This is a genomic window from Streptomyces sp. NPDC022910, from assembly GCF_055561075.1.
In genome coordinates, this window is sequence record NZ_JBVHHL010000017.1 from 127042 (window position 1) to 146503 (window position 19462).

A 19462-nucleotide genomic window follows, 5' to 3' on the forward strand; every position below is an offset into this window, starting at 1 on the left:
CCCTGGACACCAATGGAGGACTCGTGGGAGTCAGCCTCAGCAAGGGCGGCAACGTATCGCTGACCAAGGAGGCCCCGGGCCTGACCGCGGTCATCGTCGGTCTGGGGTGGGACGTCCGCACCACGACCGGTACCGACTTCGACCTGGACGCCAGCGCGCTGCTGCTGAACGCGTCGGGGCAGGTCGGCAGCGACCAGAACTTCGTGTTCTTCAACAACCTCAAGAGCCCGGACGGCTCGGTCGAGCACACGGGCGACAACCTCACCGGTGAGGGCGAGGGCGACGACGAGCAGATCAAGGTGAACCTCGCCGGGGTCCCCACCGAGGTCGACAAGATCGTCTTCCCGGTGTCGATCTACGACGCCGAGAACCGTCAGCAGTCCTTCGGCCAGGTGCGCAACGCCTTCATCCGCGTCGTCAACCAGGCCAACCAGCAGGAGATCGCGCGGTACGACCTGAGCGAGGACGCCTCGACCGAGACCGCCATGGTCTTCGGCGAGCTGTACCGCCATGGCGCGGAGTGGAAGTTCCGCGCCATCGGCCAGGGGTACGCCTCCGGCCTGCGCGGCATCGCGCAGGACTTCGGTGTGAATGTCTGAGCCGGCTGAAGGCCGCACCGTCCGGCGTCGCACCGTTTGCGTGCGGCGCCGGACGCGCAGGACAACCAGAGCAGCACCATCTCGGGGAGGACCAGCAACATGGGTGTCACGCTCGCCAAGGGAGGCAACGTCTCCCTCTCCAAGGCCGCACCGAACCTCACGCAGGTGATGATCGGGCTCGGCTGGGATGCGCGCTCCACCACCGGAGCCCCCTTCGACCTCGACGCCAGCGCGTTGCTGTGCAGCGGCGGCCGGGTCCTCGGTGACGAATGGTTCGTCTTCTACAACCAGCTCAAGAGCCCGGACGGCTCGGTGGAGCACACCGGCGACAACCTCACCGGTGAGGGTGAGGGCGACGACGAGTCGATCCTGGTCGACCTCGTCAAGGTTCCGCCTCAGTGCGACAAGATCGTCTTTCCCGTCTCCATCCACCTGGCCGACGAGCGCGGCCAGACGTTCGGCCAGGTCAGCAACGCCTTCATCCGTGTCGTCAACCAGGCTGACGGCCAGGAGCTCGCCCGCTACGACCTCAGTGAGGACGCCTCCACGGAGACAGCCATGATCTTCGGCGAGCTCTACCGCTATGGCGGCGAGTGGAAGTTCCGTGCTGTGGGGCAGGGGTACGCGTCCGGTCTCCGGGGCATCGCTCTAGACTTCGGAGTCAACGTTTCGTAAAGCCGCGTACGGCGACGGGGGAGACCCTCCCCCAAGCTCCGCTTGGGGGGACCCCCAACATACGGATTGGGTAGCCAGTGCTTCTGAAAACCTTCGGCTGGTCGTTCGCGGTCACCGCGGTCGGCTTGGCCCTAGCGGTCCTCTATGGGGGGTGGACCGCCTTCGGCATCGTGGCGATCCTGTCCATCCTCGAGATCTCGCTGTCCTTCGACAACGCGGTGGTCAACGCCGGAATCCTGAAGAAGATGAATGCCTTCTGGCAGAAGATCTTCCTCACGGTGGGTGTGCTGATCGCCGTCTTCGGCATGCGGCTGGTCTTCCCCGTCGTGATCGTCGCCGTCACCGCCAAGAAGAACCCGATAGACGCGGTCAACCTGGCGCTGACCGACAAGGACCAGTACCAGCAGCTCGTCACCGACGCCCACCCGGCGATCGCCGCCTTCGGTGGCATGTTCCTGCTGATGATCTTCCTGGACTTCATCTTCGAGGACCGGGATGTCCAGTGGCTGCGCTGGATCGAGCGCCCGCTCGCCAAGCTCGGCAAGGTCGACATGCTGTCGGTCTGCATCGCGCTGATCGTCCTGCTGATCGCCTCCATGACCTTCGCGACGCACGCGCACCAGCACGGCGGCGCGCACATCGACAAGGCCCAGACGGTCCTGATCTCCGGTATCGCCGGACTCATCACGTACATGATCGTCGGCGGTCTCTCCGGTTACTTCGAGGACAAGCTCGAGGAAGAGGAGGAGCGTGAGCACGAGGAGGAGGAAGAGGCCGTGCGCGCCGGCAAGCCGCGCTCGGCGATCGTCCTCGCCGGCCAGGCCGCCTTCTTCATGTTCCTCTACCTGGAGGTCCTGGACGCGTCCTTCTCCTTCGACGGCGTGATCGGAGCCTTCGCGATCACCAACGACATCATCCTGATGGCGCTCGGTCTCGGCATCGGCGCGATGTACGTCCGGTCGCTGACGGTCTACCTGGTCCGCCAAGGCACCCTGGACGACTACGTCTACCTGGAGCACGGCGCGCACTACGCGATCGGCGCGCTCGCCATCCTCCTCCTGGTCACCATCCAGTACCAGATCAACGAGGTCATCACCGGTCTCGTCGGTGTCGTCCTGATCGGCTGGTCCTTCTGGTCCTCCGTGCGCCGCAACCGCGCACTCGCGGCGGCCGAGGGAAAAGCCGAGGGCTCGGACGCGAAGGCTGAGGTCTCCTCCGGGGTGTAGGGGCGCGCGCTCCCCTTTTTTCAGGGGCTCGGTTCCCCTCCGGGGCGCAAAAGCCCCCTCGGCTCACTCGCCCTGCGGTGGCCGTTTCGAGGGTGTGGGCCGGGCCCCGGTGAGGAACGCTTCTGGGCGGGGCGGCCGTGAGGACTCGTCCTCGGCGGCCGCCCCGCGGCTGTTGAACCGTATGTACAGGGGGCGGGCATGAGCTTCTGGGACGGCGTGTGGCGTGGGCGGGCGACGGAGTTCGACTCGGGCAGCGCGGCGAGCAACGCGATCGAGCTGACCAAGCGGCACCAGCGGGTCTCACTCACCAAGCAGGGCGCGGCGACCGGCAATCTGCGCATCAACCTCTCGTGGCGGATGCGGACCTCGGACATCGGCGGCCCCGAGCGCGGCAGTCTGCTGCGCCATCCGTTCCGGCTGTTCACGCCGGAGGTCGTGCAGGCGCACACCCAGAGCATGGTCAACGTCGACCTGGACCTCGGCTGCATGTACGAGCTGAGCGACGGCACGAAGGGTGTGGTGCAGCCGCTGGGCAGTTTCTTCGGAGAGCTCAACGACCCGCCGTACGTCAAGCTCAGCGGCGACGACCGGTTCGGGTCCGGTTCCGGTGAGACGATCTTCGTCAACCTCGACCACCGGAACGACTTCAAGCGGCTGCTGATCTTCGTCTACATCTACGACCAGACGCCGGCCTTCGACCGTACGCATGCCCACGTCACGCTGTACCCCAGCAACGGCCCGCGCATCGAGGTCGGCCTCGACGAACGCCACCCGCAGGCCCGCTCCTGCGCGGTCGTCATGATCGAGAACATCAAGGGCGAGATCGTCGTCCGCCGCGAGGTGAAGTTCGTCTACGGCTTCCAGGCGGAACTGGACCGGCTGTACGGCTGGGGCCTGCAGTGGGGCCGAGGCTACAAGACCAAGGCGTGACCCGGCCCCGCCGGGCCGGGCCCTACCGCCCGATGAACTGTGGCCCCTGCGGCGGCAGCTTGAAGTCCGGGTCCGGCACGACGGGTGCCGCGGTGGGGGGATGTCCGTACGCCGCCGCGGTCTGGGGCTGCGGATAGCCGTACGCCGGCTGACTGGTCGGCTGGGGGTAGCCGTACGCAGGCTGCGTCGCCGCGGGCTCCGGCGGATACCCGTACGCCGGCTGCTGCGGCACCGGCTGCTCCGGCGGCAACGGCGCCGACACCTCGGGCGGGGCGGGGACCGACGCCGTAGTACCCGCGCCGGGGACCACCGACGGCGTCTCCGACTCGTCCACCGAGATGCCGAAGTCGTTCGCGAGGCCCTTCAGCCCGTTCGAGTAGCCCTCGCCGAGCGCCCGGAACTTCCAGCCCTCGCCCCGCCGGTACAGCTCCCCGCAGATCAGCGCCGTCTCCGCACCCGTCTCCGGCTTGATGTCGAAGTACGCCAGCGGCTCCCCGTCGGCGGCCGCGGCGTCGTACAGCCGGATGCACAGCGCCCGTACCCGGTCGAAGGTGACGTCGTCGGCCGAGGCGACCAGCAGAATCCGTGCGACGCCGGGCTCGATGCCCGCCAGGTCCGTCTGGATCGTCTCGGTCAGCCTGTCCGCCTCCCGTTTCTTGCCGAGCAGCCGGACCTTCCCCGAGGGGTGTCGGGGCTGGTTGTAGAAGACGAAGTCCTCGTCGTCGCGCACCCGTTGGTCGGGGCCGAGGAGCAGCGCCGAGGCATCCACCTCCGGGACTCCCTGTCCCGGTGCCCAGCCCAGCACCGCCCGTACCGCCGTGGCCTCGAGCGGTACGTTCGACCCCTTCAGCATCGCGTGCGTCATGGCGTCATCCTGCCCTCTCCGTCCAGGTCACGACAACGCGGGGGTGTGGCTCCCCGCCGTGGTCCCGACGTACCGTCGACACAGCCGAGTTACCTGAACTTCATGCCCGATGGGAACCCCTGGCATGGAGTTCTACGTACTATTACCGGCCACTTCATTTCGGGCAGACCAGCACCACGGGGGAGTCTTATGCGTCATTTCGGGCACATCGCCCCTGAGGAGCGACAGCGCCTCTTCCATCGAGAGCCGGCCGTGTTCACCGCCGACTCCCCCGCCCGCGTGCTCGCGGCGGCCCTCGGCGCGACGCTGTACAGTCCCGCGACCCGCCCTCATCTGGCCGACGACGTGGTCAAGCAGGCGGGCCGCGGCGTCGTCTCCATGGTGCTGTGCCTGGAGGACTCCATCGACGACGCGGACGTCGTGGACGCCGAGGAGAACCTGGTCAGACAGTTCACCGACCTCGCCTCGCTCCCCGACGTCGGGCTTCCGCTGCTCTTCGTCCGCGTTCGCGTCCCGGAGCAGATCCCTGACCTGGTCACCCGGCTCGGCCCGGCGGTCCGGCTGCTGTCCGGGTTCGTGCTGCCGAAGTTCACCGAGGAGCGAGGTGTCTCCTTCCTCGAGGCGCTGACCCGGGCCGAGGCGGCGAGCGGGCGCCGGCTTTTCGCCATGCCCGTCCTCGAGTCGCCCGCCCTGCTCTACCTGGAGACGCGCCGGGAGACCCTGGACGGGATCTTCCGCACGGTCGACAAGTGGCGTGACCGCGTGCTCGCGCTGCGTCTCGGCGTCACCGACTTCTGCTCCTCGTACGGCCTGCGCAGGGCGCCCGACATGACCGCGTACGACGTCCAGATCGTCGCCTCCGTGATCGCCGACGTCGTCAACGTCCTCGGGCGTGCCGACGGCACCGGGTTCACGGTGACCGGGCCGGTGTGGGAGTACTTCCGGGCGCAGGAGCGCATGTTCAAGCCGCAGCTGCGACGCAGCCCGTTCCTGGAGGGCGAGGTCGAAGAACTGCGCGAGACGCTCATCGAGCACGACCTGGACGGGCTGCTGCGCGAGGTCTCCCTCGACCGCGCCAACGGTCTGCTCGGCAAGACCTGCATCCACCCCTCGCATGTGATGCCCGTGAACGCGCTGTCGGTCGTCAGCCACGAGGAGTTCAGCGACGCCCAGGACATCCTGCGGCCCGAGCGCCTGGGCGGGGGCGTGCTGCGCTCCGCGTACACGAACAAGATGAACGAGGTGAAGCCGCACCGCGCCTGGGCCGAGCGCACCCTCCAGCGCGCCGAGGTCTTCGGCGTGGCCAACGAGGACATCGGCTTCGTGGAACTGCTGGCCGCCGGGCTGCCCGGCTGAGCGCGCCGCAGCCGCCGTACCCGTCGCACCGACGTGGCACTGATGTCGTATGACAAGGAACCGATGAAAAACGTGGTCTGGTCCGGGACGTGGGTCGCCGAGCGGCTCGGGGTCGAGCTCGTGGGCGACGAGCAGCTGACGGCTCTGCTGGGGCTCGCCCTGCGGCGCAACCCCAAGCGGGCGCATCTGCTCGTCTCCAACGTGCTGGGCAAGCACGTTCCGCAGTCCCCGTCCGTCGTGTACGGCCATGGGTTCGCGCTCGGGCGCCGGGTGCGGGACCTGCTGGGCGCCGACGGTGGGGGTACCCCCCGCTCGAGCGAAGCCGAGAGCTCGGGGGAGGGCCGGGCGGTTGTTCTCGGGTACGCGGAGACGGCCACCGGGCTCGGACACTCCGTAGCGGACGGTCTCGGATGCGCGCCCTATCTCCATTCCACCCGCCGCCCCGTCGAGGGCGTCGCCCCTGCCGGCGGCTTCGAGGAGTCCCACTCCCACGCCACCTCGCACCTGCTCCTTCCGGAGGACCCGGGGCTGCTGGGGGGCGACGGTCCACTGGTCCTGGTCGACGACGAGTTCTCGACCGGCAACACGGTCATGAACACGATCCGCGATCTCCACGAGCGGTACCCGCGGAAACGGTACGTCGTGGTAGCGCTGGTCGACATGCGTTCCGCCGCCGACCTGGGGCGGCTCGAGGACTTCGCCCGCGAGATCGGCGCGCGCGTGGACCTGGTGGCCGCGGCCTCCGGCACGGTGAGGCTGCCGGAGGGCGTGCTGGAAAAGGGCCAGGCCCTGGTCGCAGAGCACGAGCCCACCGCCGAGCCTGCGGCACCGGCCGGCGCCGGTCCCGTCGGGTCGGTCGGTACCGGGCTTGCCGCGTCGGTCGGCACCGGGCTTGCCGCGCCGGGCGCCGGGCCCGCGGCGTCGACGGGTGCCGGTCCCGTTGCGTCGGTCAGCGGTGGGCCTGCGGCTTCGGTCAGCGGCGGTCCCGCCGCGTCGGTCAGTGCCGGTCCCGTCGCGCCTGGCGTGGGGTCCTGTGTGTCGGCGACCGCTGGTTCTGCTGCGCCGGTCACCGGCGACCCTGCTGCGCGAGCCACTGGGCCTCATGGGCCCGCTGCGTCGGCCAACGAGCCCACCTCGTCACCCGGCGTCTCCGCCCAGCCCGGCGCTCCTGGTCTGCCGGGCGTCTCCGCGCAGTCAGGCGTTTCCGGTCAGTCGGGTGTTCCCGCCCAGCCTGGCGCCTCCGGTGAGCCGGGCGCCCCCGGTCAGTCGGCCGATTTCGCGCAGTCAGCCGTGCCATGTCAGCCAGGCGCGTCCGTGTACGCCGTCCCCGGTCGGGGGCGTCCCGGACGGATCGATCGTGTCGCGCTCGGGTGGCCCCGCGGGCTGCCAGACGGTGGGCGGCACGGGTTCACCCCTGAGCACCGCGGCCGGCTGGAGCGTGCGCTGCCCGCCATGGCCGCGCGGCTCGCCGAGGCGATACCCGCCGAGGCCCGGCGCGTCCTCGTGCTCGGCTTCGAGGAGCTGATGTACGCGCCGCTCCGCCTCGCCCGCGAGCTGGAGCAGGTCACCGCCGCCGAGGTCCGCTACTCCACGACCACCCGCTCGCCCGTCCTCGCGGTCGACGACCCCGGCTACGCGATACGCAGCCGGATCGTCTTCCCCGCCCACGACGACCCGGCGGACGGCCCCGGCGAGCGCTACGCCTACAACGTCGCGGACGCCGGCTTCGACGCCGTCGTCGCGGTCGTGGACTCCGTGGCCGACACCCCCGAACTGCACGCCCCCGGCGGCCTGCTGGACCGGCTCGCCGTCCACACCCCGCACGTCCTGCTCGCGGTCGTCCCCAGCTACGTCCCGGCGCCCCCGCACGTCCCCGAAAGGCCCGCCATGCTGCCCGAGCCACTCCGCGGCCCCGCCTTCTCCTCGTACGCGCCCGACGAGGTGGGCTGGCTGCTCCAGGACCTCTCGGACGTCACCCTGGAGGCTCCGACCGAGGAGCGCGAGGAGGCGATCCAGAGCGGCGGCGCCCACTACGCGGAGTCGCTGCCGGTCGAGTACCAGCCCAGCGACCAGTACCAGGAGCTGTTCCACGCGGCGCTGGAGGCCTCGGCCGCGCGTCTCGCGCAGGCGGTCGGCGTGGTCACCGAGAGCATCCTCGCGGAACGAACGCCGCGCCCCGTCCTGGTCTCGCTTGCTCGCGCCGGCACCCCCGTGGGCGTCCTGATGCGTCGCTGGGCCCGCCACCGGCACGGCCTCGACCTGCCGCACTACGCGGTGTCCATCGTGCGCGGCCGCGGCATCGACGCCAACGCGCTGCGCTATCTCGCCGACCGGCACGACCCCTCCGACGTCGTCTTCGTCGACGGCTGGACCGGCAAGGGCGCCATCACCCGGGAACTGGCCGACGCGATCCGTGAGTTCGAGGCGTCCGACGGCATCACCGGATTCGACCCGGAGATCGCGGTGCTCGCCGACCCGGGGTCCTGCGTGCGGACGTACGGCACCCGGGAGGACTTCCTCATCCCCTCCGCCTGTCTCAACTCGACGGTGTCCGGGCTGATCTCGCGCACCGTGCTGCGCGCCGACCTGGTCGGCCCGCACGACTACCACGGCGCGAAGTTCTACCGCGAACTCGCCGGAGCGGATGTGTCGGTCGCCTTCCTCGACGCCGTCTCCGCCCGTTTCCCCGAGGTCGAGGAGGCGGTCCGGGCGCAGAGCAAGGAACTGCTCTCCGGCGACCGCACGCCGACCTGGGAGGGCTGGGCGGCGGTGGAACGCATCAGCGAGGATCACGGCATCCACGACGTGAACCTCGTCAAGCCGGGCGTGGGCGAGACCACGCGGGTGCTGCTGCGCCGGGTGCCCTGGAAGATCCTGGCGAGGTCCGGCGCGGGCGCCGACCTCGATCACGTACGCCTGCTGGCCGAGCAGCGCGGCGTGCCCGTCGAGGAGGTGGACGGACTCCCGTACACCTGCGTCGGGTTGATCCACCCCCAGTACACACGGGGCGCCACCGGCGCCGACGGCAGGGCGGTGGCCGTATGAGCCCCGTGCTGGTCGCCAGCGACCTCGACCGTACGCTGATCTACTCGTCCGCGGCGCTCGCCCTCACCATGCCGGACCCGAGGGCGCCCCGGTTGCTGTGCGTCGAGGTGCACGAGAGCAAGCCGCTGTCGTACATGACCGAGACCGCGGCCGGACTGCTCGGCGACCTCGGTGACCGGGCGGTCTTCGTGCCCACGACGACCCGCACCCGCAAGCAGTACCAGCGCATCAACCTGCCGGGGCCCGCCCCGGCGTACGCGATCTGCGCCAACGGCGGCCACCTCCTCGTCGACGGGGTCTCCGACCCCGACTGGCACGCGGCGGTGCTCGCCCGGCTGGCGGACGAGTGCGCGCCGCTGGCCGAGGTGCGGGAGCATCTGGCGGCCACCGCGGACCCGGCCTGGGTGCGCAAGCACCGGATCGCCGAGGATCTCTTCGCCTATCTCGTCGTCGAACGTGAGCTGCTGCCCGAGGAGTGGGTGAAGGAACTGGCCGTGTGGGCCGAGAACCGCGGCTGGACGGTGTCCCTGCAGGGCCGCAAGATCTACGCTGTACCGAAGCCGCTCACCAAGAGCGCGGCCGTGCGCGAGGTCGCCCGCCGTACCGGCGCCGCGCTCACTCTGGCCGCCGGGGACTCCCTGCTCGACGCGGACCTGCTGCTGGCCGCCGACCGCGGCTGGCGCCCGGGCCACGGCGAACTGGCCGACGCCGACTGGACGGCACCCGCGATCCACGCCCTGCCGGAGCGGGGCGTGCTGGCCGGGGAGCGGATTCTGCGGGAGTTCCTGAAGGCGGCGCGCGAAGTCTAGGCGGCCGGGACCGAGGGGAACGAGGTTACGGTGGAGGGGAGCCGGGAGCGCCCGGGACCTCGGGGGCCGAGTCTGAGGAGGGCCGCGTGGCCAAGGGGAACGGGACGCCGCTGACGGACGAGCTGTACGCGTACATGCTCGGCCACAACCCGCCGCTGGACCCCGTGCAGCGGATGCTCGTCGAGGTCACGCACACGCAGCTGCCGTTGGTGGCGGGCAAGCAGGTGGCCGAGGAGCAGGGGCCGTTGCTGGCCTTTCTGGTGCGGCTGACCGGGGCGCGCCGGATCGTCGAGGTCGGCACCTTCACCGGGCTGTCGGCGCTGTCCATGGCGCAGGCCCTGCCCTCCGACGGGACGCTGCTGACGTGCGACGTCTCCGAGGAGTGGACGGAGCACGCGCGGGCGGCGTGGGCGAAGGCGGGGGTGGCCGACCGGATCGAGCTGCGGATCGCCCCCGCGCTCCCGACACTGCGGGACCTGCCGGACGAGCCGCACATCGACATGGCGTTCATCGACGCGGACAAGGACAACTACGTCGCGTACTGGGACGAACTGGTGCCGCGCATGCGTCCCGGTGGCCTGCTCGTGGTGGACAACGTGTTCTACCACGGGAGTGTGACCGACCCCGACGCGACCGGACTCGCCGCCGCCATCCAGGACTTCAACGAGCACGTGAAGACGGACGAGCGGGTGGACAGCGTGATGGTGTCGGTGGCGGACGGACTGACCCTGGCGCGGCGGCGCTGAGCGCGTCTCAGCCGCAGCAGCCGCCGCCGCAGCACCCGCCCCCTCCGCCGCCGCCCGCCCGCGGGGCCGGCGCCGGAGCGGACGCCGTGCCCCCCACCGCGACGGTCGACAGGAGCTTCACCGTGTCGTCGTGCCCCGACGGGCAGACGGCGGGGGCGGAGGACTCCGCCATCGGACGGCTCAGTTCGAACGTGTCGCCGCAGGAACGGCAGCGGTACTCATAGCGAGGCATGGGCACAGACTAACCGGCGGTCCTCGGCGATCCCAGGACGTCGTGGGACTCCGGGCCCCTGCTCGGCGACCGCGGAGCCTCCTTAAGATCTCCTCAATATCCGCAACATGACTGCTTCTGTGCCCCTCCTGACCCGAGAGATCACACAGACCGCTGATAATTTGTATGAGTCGCGATGAGCCGCAACGTCGTGAGGGGGGCTCGCAGCCGCATGCGTCGCAGCTGCATCTACCCGCGCGCGCAACATCGAGTGCGGAGGGAGACGCAGTGGTGACCGAGGCCTGGCAGCGAACAGAGGGGCGGCATCCCCGGAGTCGTGCGTGCTCCGGAGCCCACCGTGGATAGCGAGAACGGCGGCCGTCCGCACCGTCGGCGGGCGGCGCCGAATCAGCCCTCGCCCGACCGCACGCAGGAGGCCGCCCGGACCGCGACCGAGGCCGGAGCCGAGGCGTCCTTCGACCCGGACGTCACCATGCAGTTGAAGGCAGGTGCGCCTCTTCCTCCGGACACCACCATGCAGTTGAAGGCAGGTGCGCCTCTTCCTCCGGACACCACCATGCAGTTGAAGGCCGGAGCACCTCTTCCGCCGGACACCACCATGCAGTTGAAGGCGGTGGCACCCCCGGATCCGGACGACAGCACACAACCGAAGCCGGACGCCACGATGCAACTGCGGGTGTTCCGACCGGAGGTCTCCGCTCGGCGTGGCCTCCGCAAGAAGGCCGCGTCGCCGTCCCCTCTCACTCGTCTCACCGCGTACGTCGAGCCGTATGTCCGCAGGCTCGAGCCGTACGCCCGAAGGCTCGCGCCCTACGCCCGCAAGTTCAGGCCGGTCTACCCGCGCCCGGGCCGCGAAGGCTGGCGGCGCTGGATGCCCTCCTGGCGCCAGTGGCTGGGTGCCGTGCTGACGTCCATCGGTCTGAGCGGCGTCTTCCTGGCGGTCGCGTACGCCGCCACGGAGATACCGAAGAACCTGAACTCGTACGCCACCCAGCAGGACAACGTCTACTTCTGGTCGGACGGCACGCCCATGGCCCGCACCGGCTGGGTGCAGCGGCAGGCGATGCCGCTGAAGGACATACCCGAGCAGGTCCGCTGGGCGGTGCTGGCGGCGGAGAACGAGAGCTTCTACTCGGACCCCGGTATATCCGTCTCAGGCATCACCCGCGCCCTGTGGCGCACGGTCGGCGAGGGGGACACCCAGGGCGGCTCGACCATCACCCAGCAGTACGTCAAGAACGTCTACCTGAGCCAGAACCAGACGGTGAGCCGCAAGTTCACCGAGGCGATGATCTCCCTCAAGCTCGACAACAGGATGAGCAAGGACAAGATCCTCGAGGGGTATCTCAACACCAGCTGGTTCGGCCGCGGCACCTACGGCATCCAGCGCGCCGCCCAGGCCTACTACGGCAAGGACGTGAGCCAACTCAACGCGAGCGAGGCCGCCTTCCTCGCCTCTCTGCTGAAGGGCGCCGGCCTCTACGATCCCACTCTGAGCAAGGTGAACCACCAACGGGCCGTGGAACGCTGGTCCTGGATCCTCGACCGCATGGTCAAGATCGGCAAGCTGTCGCGGTCCGAGCGGGCGACGTACCGGACGTTCCCCGAGCCGCTCAAGCAGAACCCGCTCTACGACACCGGCAAGCAGAGCGACTACCTCGTGGAACTCGCCGCTCAGTACGCCAAGAAGTCCGCGCACATCTCGGACAAGCAGTTCGACCTGGGCGGCTACCAGATCTACACGACCTTCGACCGCAAGCGCGAGGAAGCGCTCACCGACGCCGTGACCGAGGCGCGCAAGCAGGGCAAGGAGGACCATCCCGGCCCGGCGAATACCGCCCACTACGGCGCAGCCTCGGTGGCCGACGACGGCCGTATCCTCGCCGTCTACGGCGGCCCCGACCACCGTACGCAGGGTTACAACGAGTCCAACGCGACCACGGTCCAGGCCGGTTCGGCGTTCCTGCCGTTCGTCTACGCCGCCGGTCTCGAGCACGGCGTCCACAAGACCCGGGGCGGCCCCGCGACTCCGGTCACCCCGGAGTCGCTCTACGACGGCAACGACGGGGTTCCGGTCACCACGCCCGAGGGGCCGTACTGGGACCGCAGCGGCAAGAAGGTCGCGGCCCACAACGACGGCAACAAGTCCTACGGGCAGATCACGCTGGGCCAGGCGCTCGCCCGGTCCGTGAACACGCCGTTCATGCAGCTCGGCATGGACACCGGCCTGGCCAAGGTGCGCGAGACGGCGGAGGCGGCCGGGCTGCTCTCCTCCAGCATCGGGCCGCAGGTGCCTGCGCTGTCCATGGGCAGTTCCACGCCCAGCGCGATCCGGATGGCGAGCGGGTACGCCACGTTCGCCGCGGACGGGACGCACACCGAGCCGTACTCGGTACGGCGTGTCACCCGCAACGGTTCCACGGTCGCCCTCAAGACACCGAAACCCGGCCGGGCGGTCGGCTCCGCCGTGGCCCGCCAGGTCACCGAGTCGCTCACGGAGTCCTTCCGCACCGCCCATCCGAACGCGGCCCCCGCCTCCGCGCAGGTGGCCGGGAAGGCCGGAACCACCCAGGACGACACCGCCTCCTGGTACGTCGGCACGGCCACGTCCGTGTCGACCGCCGTCGTCGTCTACCGCATGGACCTGTCCAAGAGCCTCGAACCGCTGCCACTCAAGGGGTTCGCCGGAACCTCGGCGGACGGCGTCCCCTACGGCATCTGGTCGAACGCCATGAGTCCGCTCGGCTGACGCCGGCGGCCGAGACACAGCCCACCCCCCCGCCTCCTCGCAGAACGAGCCGCCCATGACCACGACAAACGGCCGTCGCCGCCGCGCCCGTCCTTCCCGCACCAACCGCCGGAACCTCACGCTGGCGGCCCTCCTCGCTGTCGCGTCCGTGACGGTGACCTTCCTGGCGGTGGCCCGGCACGACGACACGGCGCCGACCGCCTCGGCCGGCACCCGGCAGGGCGACGGCAAGAGCACCACCGCCAGGCCGACCGAGACGCCGAAGTGGGACGGCAAGACGAAGATCATCGGTGACGGGTCCACCTCGTACACCGGCCCGCAGAAGGGCGAATGGAAGCCGAAGCCGCTCAAACCCGGTGAGAAGCCACCCCAGTTCGTCGTCTTCTCCTGGGACGGCGCGCTGGAGGGAAGCGACCATCTCTTCTCGCACTACCGGGAGTTGGCCAAGGAGTACGACGCCCACATGACGTTCTTCCTCACAGGCATCTACCTGTTGCCCAAGAGCAAGAAGGACCTCTACCACGGGCCGCAGCACTCGGCGGGCGACGCGGCGATCGACTACCCCACCGACGAGCACATCCGCGACACGCTGGAGCAGCTCCGCGAGGCGTACAACGACGGCAACGAGATCGGCACCCACTTCAACGGCCACTTCTGTGGCGCCAAGGGCGGCGGCGACTGGAGCGTCGAGGAGTGGAAGAGCGAGATCGACCAGTTCTACTCCTTCGTGGAGAACTGGAAGACCAACACCGGCTACAAGGACATCCCGCCCCTGCCCTTCGACTTCAAGAACGAGGTCAGCGGCGGGCGCGCGCCCTGCCTGGAGGGCCAGCCGAACCTGCTGAAGGCCATGAAGAGCTACGGCTGGCGCTATGACGCGAGTTCCCCGGGCGACTTCCAGATATGGCCGGCGAAGAAGAACGGCATCTGGGACTTCCCGCTGCAGATGCTTCCGTACGAGGGCGGCTCGTACCAGGGCCTGTCGATGGACTTCAACTTCCTCTACAACCAGTCCGATGGCGAGACCCAGGGCGACCCGGCCAAGTACCCCCAGTGGGAAAAGACGACCGTGGACTCGTACATGGCCGGTTTCAACCGCGTTTATTACGGCAGCCGGGCGCCCCTGTTCATCGGTAACCACTTCGAGGACTGGAACGGCGGCATCTACATGAAGGCCATCGACCAGGTCGTCAAGGACGTGTGCACCAAGAAGGGCGTGAAATGCGTGTCCTTCAAGGAACTGGCCGACTGGCTCGATGTGCAGAAGCCCGCGACGCTGGAGCGTTTGCGCAGCCTGGACCCCGCCCAGTCACCTGACTGGTCGACCGTGGTGAAGTGACGACCGCCGTTCGCCCCGTGTTCCCCCTTCTCTCGGCCGCAACCCCCTTCACAGGAGCCACACATGCCGTGCGAAGATGCCGTCTCCCGGTATCCGTGTACCGGCGTAGAGGGGAACACCATTGAAATCAAGGAAATTGAGCCGTAAGCGGCGTCGCGCGACCATACTCACGGCGGCGGCCGTCTCGGTCGTCGCAGGCGCGGCACTGCTGCCCAACTGGAGCGCGGGTGCGACGAGCGTCGCCGACGACCCCGCGGTGGACCCGGCGACCAAGGCCACCTTCCAGCGGCTGGCGGACGCCGTCTTCACCGACCGCACGGACGCCCTGGTGGACGGTGGGAAGGCCGAGCGGGGCCAGCCGCTGGCGTCCCGCTTCTCCGGCGACGTACGGCTGTCGTCCACGCTGTCGCGCCAGGAGGACTCCGCCCTGTCCTCGCTGCGCGGGCGCAAGTCCCGACTCGCGGCGATGGGCGAGAAGTACAGCTCGGCCGACACCAGCGTCTCGCTCGACCGTACGCGGGTCGAGGGCCGGCGCGCGACGGTCGAGGTCACCGAGACCACGACGCTGACGTACGAGAAGGCCCGCAGTGGCGAGCCGAAGACGACCGGCTTCCAGGCCCACCACCAGCTGACGTTCAAGGCCGACCGGCAGGGCGACTGGCAGCTGGCCGGTATCCGCGACACCGACGACGGCTACCTCGCGGTGAACCAGGTGGCCAAGCCGGCGGTGGCCGCACCGGCCACCGCCGCCGACGACGGGCCGCCCGAGGCGACCCGCTCGGCCACCACGCGGCCCGCGCCGGCCAAGCAGAAGGACTTCTCGGCCACCGGCTACGACTACAAGGCCATGGCGGCGTACGCGCAGAAGTACTGGAACAACTACAACCCGGCCTACCCGAACTTCAACGGGCAGGGTGCCGGGGGCGACTGCACCAACTTCGTCAGCCAGTCCCTGAAGGCGGGCGGCTGGAAGCACCTACCCGGCTACACGTACGACTTCCACAAGTGGTTCGGCAACTCCGAGATCCAGTCGGACTCGTTCGTCGGCGTCAACGAGTTCTCCTGGTTCGCCCTGTCCTCCAAGCGGGTCACCGGCCTCGCCAACGTCTACCAGATGGACGTGGGTGACGTGCTGCAGATGGACTTCAACAAGGACGGGTCCAAGGACCACACCATGATTGTCAACTACCGCAGCCCGCAGGGCGTGCCGTACGTGACGTACCACTCCACCAACACCTACAACAGGTCGGTGGCGAGCATCATCGCGTCGTACCCGAACGCGGCGTACTACGCCTACCGCACCTGAGCGGTGCCTCGCGGGGGCCGGGCTCAGTTCCCGGCTCCCCGCTCCTCCCGGATCCGGGCCACCACCCGGGCGACCGTCTGCCGTACCGCCTCCGTCTCGGTCAGGAAGTGCCAGTAGTCCGGGTGTCGGCCCTCCAGCGTGGCGACCGCCCGGTCCAGACGGGCCACGGATTCGTCGAGCGGACGGGCATGCCGCGGATCGGGAGTCGTACGCCCCGTCATGGCCAGCCGCTGTGCGTCCCGGATCGCGAACCGGGTCCGGTCGATCTCCTGCTGCGGGTCCTTCTGCACGGCGTTGAGCCGCCGCAGCCGGTCGCCGGCCGCGGACACGGCCTCGTCCGTCGTGTTCAGCAGCGCCCGTACGGTCGACAGCAGCGAGGTCGCGTCCGGCCAGCGCTGGGCGTCGCGCGCCGCCTGCGCCTCCTTCAGCTTCAGCTCGGCCTGCCGCACGGTCTCGGCGGTCTGCTCGGGCACGTGCTGGAGATCCTGCCAGCAGGCGGCCGCGAACCGCCGCCGCAGCTCGCTCAGTACGGGCTGGACCTGACCGGCACGGGTGGTGAGCGCCTGGGCCCGGGTGCGCAGCGAGACGAGCCGATGATCGATCTCGGCGGCCCGCTCCGGCAGTCGCTCGGCCTCCGTACGCACGGCCTCGGCCTTGCGCGCGACCCGCTCCGCGCGTTCCAGGGTCTGCGCCACGCCGTGCTGTCCCGCTCCCTGGTTGAGCTTGGTCAGCTCGGGGGCGAGGCCGGCCAGCCGGGCGGCGAGGTCGTCGGCCTTGAGTCCCGAGGTCCGGACGCCGTCCAGGGCGTTGCTGGCGGCGAGCAGGGCCTGGCGGGCACGCTCCACGGCCGGGGCGAGCCGGGCGAGCTGGGTCTCGGCCTTTCCGAGCAGCGGCCCGAGGCTCTCGCCGAAACGATCCAGCTCCTGCTTGACGCGGGTGAGTTCGTCCTTCGCCGCGGTGAGTTCGGTACGGGCCCGGGAGGCCGCGGACGCCTCGAGATCGACCCGGTCGAGGTCGTGCGCGTCGACGGCCTCGATGTACCGGTGACTGACCTCGTCGATGCGTCGTCCGAGCGCCTGGAAGTCGCCCGTCGCGCGACGGGCGGCGGGGGAGTCGTCGACGGCGGCGATGGTCTCGATCGAGATCTTCAGATCGCGCTGGGCGGTGTCGAGCTCGTAGAAGGCGGCCGCGGCGGCGTCCTTGGCGGCCTGCGCCTCGGCCCGCTGCCCCTCGGCCCGCCCCCCGAACCACCGCCGCGTCCCGCCTCCGGCGAAGGCCGCGGGGAGGAGGAGGGCGGCGACCAGGGGGACGGTGAGCAGGGCGAGGGCGTCGCGGGCGGGGGTGGGGCGCCGGGGTGTGGGCAGGGGGGATGCGGCGGTGGGGGTGGTGCCGGGGCGGAGGGCGGTGGCGACGTCTGCGCCCGGCCGGTGTGGCCGTGGTGTGGAACGGTGCCCCGCGGAGCCGGGCCCGGCGTCGGCCCACGGCAGCGTGGTGGCGTTCCACACGGCGGGCACGGTGGCCGCATGCGGTCCGGCGGCGTGCCGGGCGGGGGCGATGTCGGCGGCGCTCCCTGCGGTGGCTAGGTCGGCGGTGTCACGGTCTCCGGTGGAGTCGTGGACCGTGGACGGGGCGGTGGTGCCGGGGTGGGGGATGGTGCACGCTGCGGTGGCGAGGTCGGCGGTGTCACGGTCTCCGGTGGATTCGTGGACCGTGGACGGGGCGGTGGTGCCGGACGCACCGGCGCTCCCCCGAGCAGTGCGCTGATCATGGCGCCCGGCGTCCGTGGGACGCGAGGCGGTCGCGAGGTCCGGCCGACAGCTCGGCGGTCGGTGGTGCGCGCATGGCGCAAACGGCGTGCACGGCTGTGGTGGTGTCGCCGTCACATCCCTCTCCCGTGCTGTCATCCGCCCTGCCCGGTGTCATTCTCCCACCGGTTGAGGACGAACACACGGGGCGTGCGGTTCGCGGTGCGCCATGGCCGAACCTCGCCCCCGCTCGGCCCCTCCGGCCTACCTCGCCGTCCGTACCGTGACCGACCCGTCCTTCGTCCGCGCGTCGATCACATGGGAGCTGCCCGGATCCCTGGGGACCGACACATGCACCGAGCCGTCCTGCGAGTGGGTGGTGACGCGGTACGTGCCGTGCGGCAACGCGATCGTGACCGAGCCGTCCGCGCTGCTCGACTCCACCAGGTCGGGCACGGTGGCGAATTCGAGGTGGACCGAGCCGTCCTGTGTCGCGGCGTGCACACGCCGTGAGTCCACCCCCGTCGCCCGCACCGAGCCGTCGCCGCTGTCCAGCGTGAGCGGCCCCGTGGAGTCGCTCACCCGCACCGAACCGTCCCGGGTACGAATGCTCAGCGCCTCCTTGAAGCCCTCGGCCCGCACGCTCCCGTCGCCGTCCTCGACCTTGAGGGCGACCCCGCGCGGCACCTCGATGCGGTGCCGGGCGGAGCAGTCCGCCACCAGCCCTGAGCACTTCAGCCGCAGAACGAGCCGGTCGTCCTTCATGGCCCAGGTCACCCGGGGGTCCCCACCGACCACGACCGTCCCCCTGAACCACCGGGTGACCTGGACCTTGTCCCCGTCGGCCGGGACGATCTCCAGCGCCGAGTCGTCGGAGTCGACGGTGAGCGTACGGCCGTGCAGCGCGAAGGAACGGTGGTCCGGGTGCGGATCGTCCCCCGCGTCGTTCCCGCACGCGGCGGCCGTCGCGACGAGCGCCGCGACGACTCCGGTGGCGGCGACCACTCGAGTACGCCGGGCAAGTCCACTGTGCGCTGTCGTACGAGCCATGACGTCGTCCCCCTGAGAACCCGAAGTACGGATCCGAAGTGTCGAAGTGTCGAAGTGCCCTTCGACCGTACGGATCGACGGCCCTCGGGAGGATCCGGCGCACTCCCCGACCAGTGGTGGGGATAACCCCCGCAGTGACTCCCCGCGCGTCAGCGCGGATACGGGTTTGCGGGGCAGCCCCTCGGGCAATGTAGGCTGTCAACCCGTCCCGGGCGCGTAGCTCAGCGGTAGAGCGCCGCCCTTACAAGGCGGATGTCGGCGGTTCGAAACCGTCCGCGCCCACCAGGAAGAAGACCCCCGGCCGATCATGGCTGGGGGTCTTTGACATCCACATCTGACATCAGTCGGCGGAGTGCGGGCGCCTCCTGAGCAGCCGGTCCATGTGGCTCACCGCCTCGCGCTGGGTGTCCTGCACGACGTGTGTACAGACGTTCATGGTCACGGCAATCTGGCTGTGCCCCAGGATCTCCATCACCAAGCGAGGAGCCACGCCGGCCGCGACCAGGCGGCGGGAGCGGATCAGGTCATAGACCTACGGTGAGTCACCGTACGCGTACCTGATGACGCGTCGCATCGAGCGGGCGACGGCGCTGCTGCGGCGGGGCGACCTCAGCGTCACCGAGGTCTGCTTTGCGGTCGGCTGCGCGTCGCTGGGCACGTTCACCACCCGCTTCACCGAGCTGGTCGGCATGCCACCCGGGGCCTTCCGGCGCCAGGCGGCGGATGCGGCGGCCGACCATGCTGATGCTGCGGGTACGGCCCGCGATGCGGTGTCGGCGATCAAGGTGGA

Annotated in this window: 15 protein-coding genes, 1 tRNA gene and 2 pseudogenes; 13 read left to right on the top strand and 5 right to left on the bottom strand. The window is 70.1% G+C overall.

Annotated features, from left to right (window positions below):
• The first annotated feature begins 23 nt into the window (after positions 1-23).
• The 4 genes from ACZ3TS_RS18725 (at position 24) to ACZ3TS_RS18740 (ending at position 3430) form a co-directional block, all read left to right on the top strand.
• Positions 24-599, top strand: coding sequence for a TerD family protein (locus ACZ3TS_RS18725; RefSeq protein WP_467619107.1), 576 nt, complete (start codon positions 24-26; stop codon positions 597-599).
• A 99-nt stretch (positions 600-698) separates the two neighbouring features.
• Positions 699-1274, top strand: coding sequence for a TerD family protein (locus tag ACZ3TS_RS18730; RefSeq protein ID WP_467619109.1), 576 nt, complete (start codon positions 699-701; stop codon positions 1272-1274).
• A gap of 77 nt (positions 1275-1351) precedes the next feature.
• Positions 1352-2500 carry a DUF475 domain-containing protein gene (locus ACZ3TS_RS18735; RefSeq protein WP_467619111.1) on the top strand — a complete coding sequence of 383 codons (1149 nt, stop codon included), beginning with the start codon at positions 1352-1354 and terminating at the stop codon, positions 2498-2500.
• Between the two features lie 198 nt (positions 2501-2698).
• Positions 2699-3430 (top strand): TerD family protein, encoded by a 732-nt coding sequence (locus tag ACZ3TS_RS18740; RefSeq protein ID WP_467619114.1) that lies wholly within the window; start codon positions 2699-2701, stop codon positions 3428-3430.
• 22 nt (positions 3431-3452) lie between these two features.
• Here ACZ3TS_RS18740 and ACZ3TS_RS18745 read toward each other — a convergent pair whose 3' ends face one another.
• The gene (locus ACZ3TS_RS18745; protein WP_467619116.1) at positions 3453-4295 is read right to left on the bottom strand and encodes a TerD family protein; all 843 of its coding nucleotides are present in this window, start codon (positions 4293-4295) and stop codon (positions 3453-3455) included.
• A 189-nt stretch (positions 4296-4484) separates the two neighbouring features.
• Between ACZ3TS_RS18745 and ACZ3TS_RS18750 the strand changes: the two genes are divergently transcribed.
• The 4 genes from ACZ3TS_RS18750 to ACZ3TS_RS18765 all read left to right on the top strand — a co-directional run bounded on the left by ACZ3TS_RS18750 (position 4485) and on the right by ACZ3TS_RS18765 (position 10251).
• Positions 4485-5651 (top strand): HpcH/HpaI aldolase/citrate lyase family protein, encoded by a 1167-nt coding sequence (locus ACZ3TS_RS18750; protein ID WP_467619118.1) that lies wholly within the window; start codon positions 4485-4487, stop codon positions 5649-5651.
• A gap of 63 nt (positions 5652-5714) precedes the next feature.
• Positions 5715-8696, top strand: coding sequence for a phosphoribosyltransferase (locus tag ACZ3TS_RS18755; RefSeq protein ID WP_467619120.1), 2982 nt, complete (start codon positions 5715-5717; stop codon positions 8694-8696).
• Positions 8693-9505 carry an HAD family hydrolase gene (locus ACZ3TS_RS18760; RefSeq protein WP_467619123.1) on the top strand — a complete coding sequence of 271 codons (813 nt, stop codon included), beginning with the start codon at positions 8693-8695 and terminating at the stop codon, positions 9503-9505. Before ACZ3TS_RS18755 ends, ACZ3TS_RS18760 begins: the two co-directional genes overlap by 4 nt.
• 86 nt (positions 9506-9591) lie before the next feature.
• Positions 9592-10251: an O-methyltransferase gene (locus ACZ3TS_RS18765; RefSeq protein WP_467619124.1), complete on the top strand. Its 660-nt coding sequence runs from the start codon at positions 9592-9594 to the stop codon at positions 10249-10251.
• A gap of 7 nt (positions 10252-10258) precedes the next feature.
• Here the strand turns inward: ACZ3TS_RS18765 and ACZ3TS_RS18770 are convergent, their stop codons facing one another.
• A complete protein-coding gene (locus tag ACZ3TS_RS18770; RefSeq protein WP_467619126.1) occupies positions 10259-10483 on the bottom strand; it encodes an FmdB family zinc ribbon protein in 225 nt (74 codons plus the stop codon).
• Between the two features lie 664 nt (positions 10484-11147).
• Here ACZ3TS_RS18770 and ACZ3TS_RS18775 point away from each other — a divergent pair.
• From ACZ3TS_RS18775 to ACZ3TS_RS18785, 3 genes are all read left to right on the top strand, one after another.
• Complete coding sequence (locus ACZ3TS_RS18775) at positions 11148-13232, top strand: transglycosylase domain-containing protein (protein WP_467619136.1); 2085 nt, start codon at positions 11148-11150, stop codon at positions 13230-13232.
• A gap of 55 nt (positions 13233-13287) precedes the next feature.
• The gene (locus ACZ3TS_RS18780) at positions 13288-14571 is read left to right on the top strand and encodes a polysaccharide deacetylase family protein (RefSeq protein WP_467619129.1); all 1284 of its coding nucleotides are present in this window, start codon (positions 13288-13290) and stop codon (positions 14569-14571) included.
• A gap of 163 nt (positions 14572-14734) precedes the next feature.
• A complete protein-coding gene (locus tag ACZ3TS_RS18785; protein ID WP_467619139.1) occupies positions 14735-15877 on the top strand; it encodes an amidase domain-containing protein in 1143 nt (380 codons plus the stop codon).
• 23 nt (positions 15878-15900) lie between these two features.
• On the opposite strand, the gene ACZ3TS_RS18790 is transcribed toward ACZ3TS_RS18785, so the two are convergent.
• Positions 15901-17241 carry a hypothetical protein gene (locus ACZ3TS_RS18790; protein WP_467619140.1) on the bottom strand — a complete coding sequence of 447 codons (1341 nt, stop codon included), beginning with the start codon at positions 17239-17241 and terminating at the stop codon, positions 15901-15903.
• 645 nt (positions 17242-17886) lie between these two features.
• Complete coding sequence (locus ACZ3TS_RS18795) at positions 17887-18672, bottom strand: DUF4097 family beta strand repeat-containing protein (RefSeq protein ID WP_467619131.1); 786 nt, start codon at positions 18670-18672, stop codon at positions 17887-17889.
• Between the two features lie 210 nt (positions 18673-18882).
• Here ACZ3TS_RS18795 and ACZ3TS_RS18800 point away from each other — a divergent pair.
• Positions 18883-18957 (top strand) — tRNA-Val (locus ACZ3TS_RS18800).
• Positions 18958-19012: 55 nt separating this feature from the next.
• Here ACZ3TS_RS18800 and ACZ3TS_RS18805 read toward each other — a convergent pair.
• A pseudogene (locus tag ACZ3TS_RS18805) lies at positions 19013-19177 on the bottom strand (site-specific integrase); the annotation flags it as partial.
• Positions 19178-19205: 28 nt separating this feature from the next.
• On the opposite strand from ACZ3TS_RS18805, the pseudogene ACZ3TS_RS18810 reads away from it, so the two are divergent.
• A pseudogene (locus ACZ3TS_RS18810) lies at positions 19206-19462 on the top strand (helix-turn-helix transcriptional regulator); the annotation flags it as partial.

What these genes read in the sequence shown, in the direction of transcription:
- ACZ3TS_RS18730 (WP_467619109.1), top strand. Translation starts at nt 699, where the DNA reads ATGGGTGTCACGCTCGCCAAGGGAGGCAACGTCTCCCTCTCCAAGGCC.
- ACZ3TS_RS18740 (WP_467619114.1), top strand. Translation starts at nt 2,699, where the DNA reads ATGAGCTTCTGGGACGGCGTGTGGCGTGGGCGGGCGACGGAGTTCGAC.
- ACZ3TS_RS18745 (WP_467619116.1), bottom strand. Translation starts at nt 4,295, where the DNA reads ATGACGCACGCGATGCTGAAGGGGTCGAACGTACCGCTCGAGGCCACG.
- ACZ3TS_RS18750 (WP_467619118.1), top strand. Translation starts at nt 4,485, where the DNA reads ATGCGTCATTTCGGGCACATCGCCCCTGAGGAGCGACAGCGCCTCTTC.
- ACZ3TS_RS18755 (WP_467619120.1), top strand. Translation starts at nt 5,715, where the DNA reads ATGAAAAACGTGGTCTGGTCCGGGACGTGGGTCGCCGAGCGGCTCGGG.
- ACZ3TS_RS18760 (WP_467619123.1), top strand. Translation starts at nt 8,693, where the DNA reads ATGAGCCCCGTGCTGGTCGCCAGCGACCTCGACCGTACGCTGATCTAC.
- ACZ3TS_RS18770 (WP_467619126.1), bottom strand. Translation starts at nt 10,483, where the DNA reads ATGCCTCGCTATGAGTACCGCTGCCGTTCCTGCGGCGACACGTTCGAA.
- ACZ3TS_RS18775 (WP_467619136.1), top strand. Translation starts at nt 11,148, where the DNA reads ATGCAACTGCGGGTGTTCCGACCGGAGGTCTCCGCTCGGCGTGGCCTC.
- ACZ3TS_RS18780 (WP_467619129.1), top strand. Translation starts at nt 13,288, where the DNA reads ATGACCACGACAAACGGCCGTCGCCGCCGCGCCCGTCCTTCCCGCACC.
- ACZ3TS_RS18795 (WP_467619131.1), bottom strand. Translation starts at nt 18,672, where the DNA reads ATGGCTCGTACGACAGCGCACAGTGGACTTGCCCGGCGTACTCGAGTG.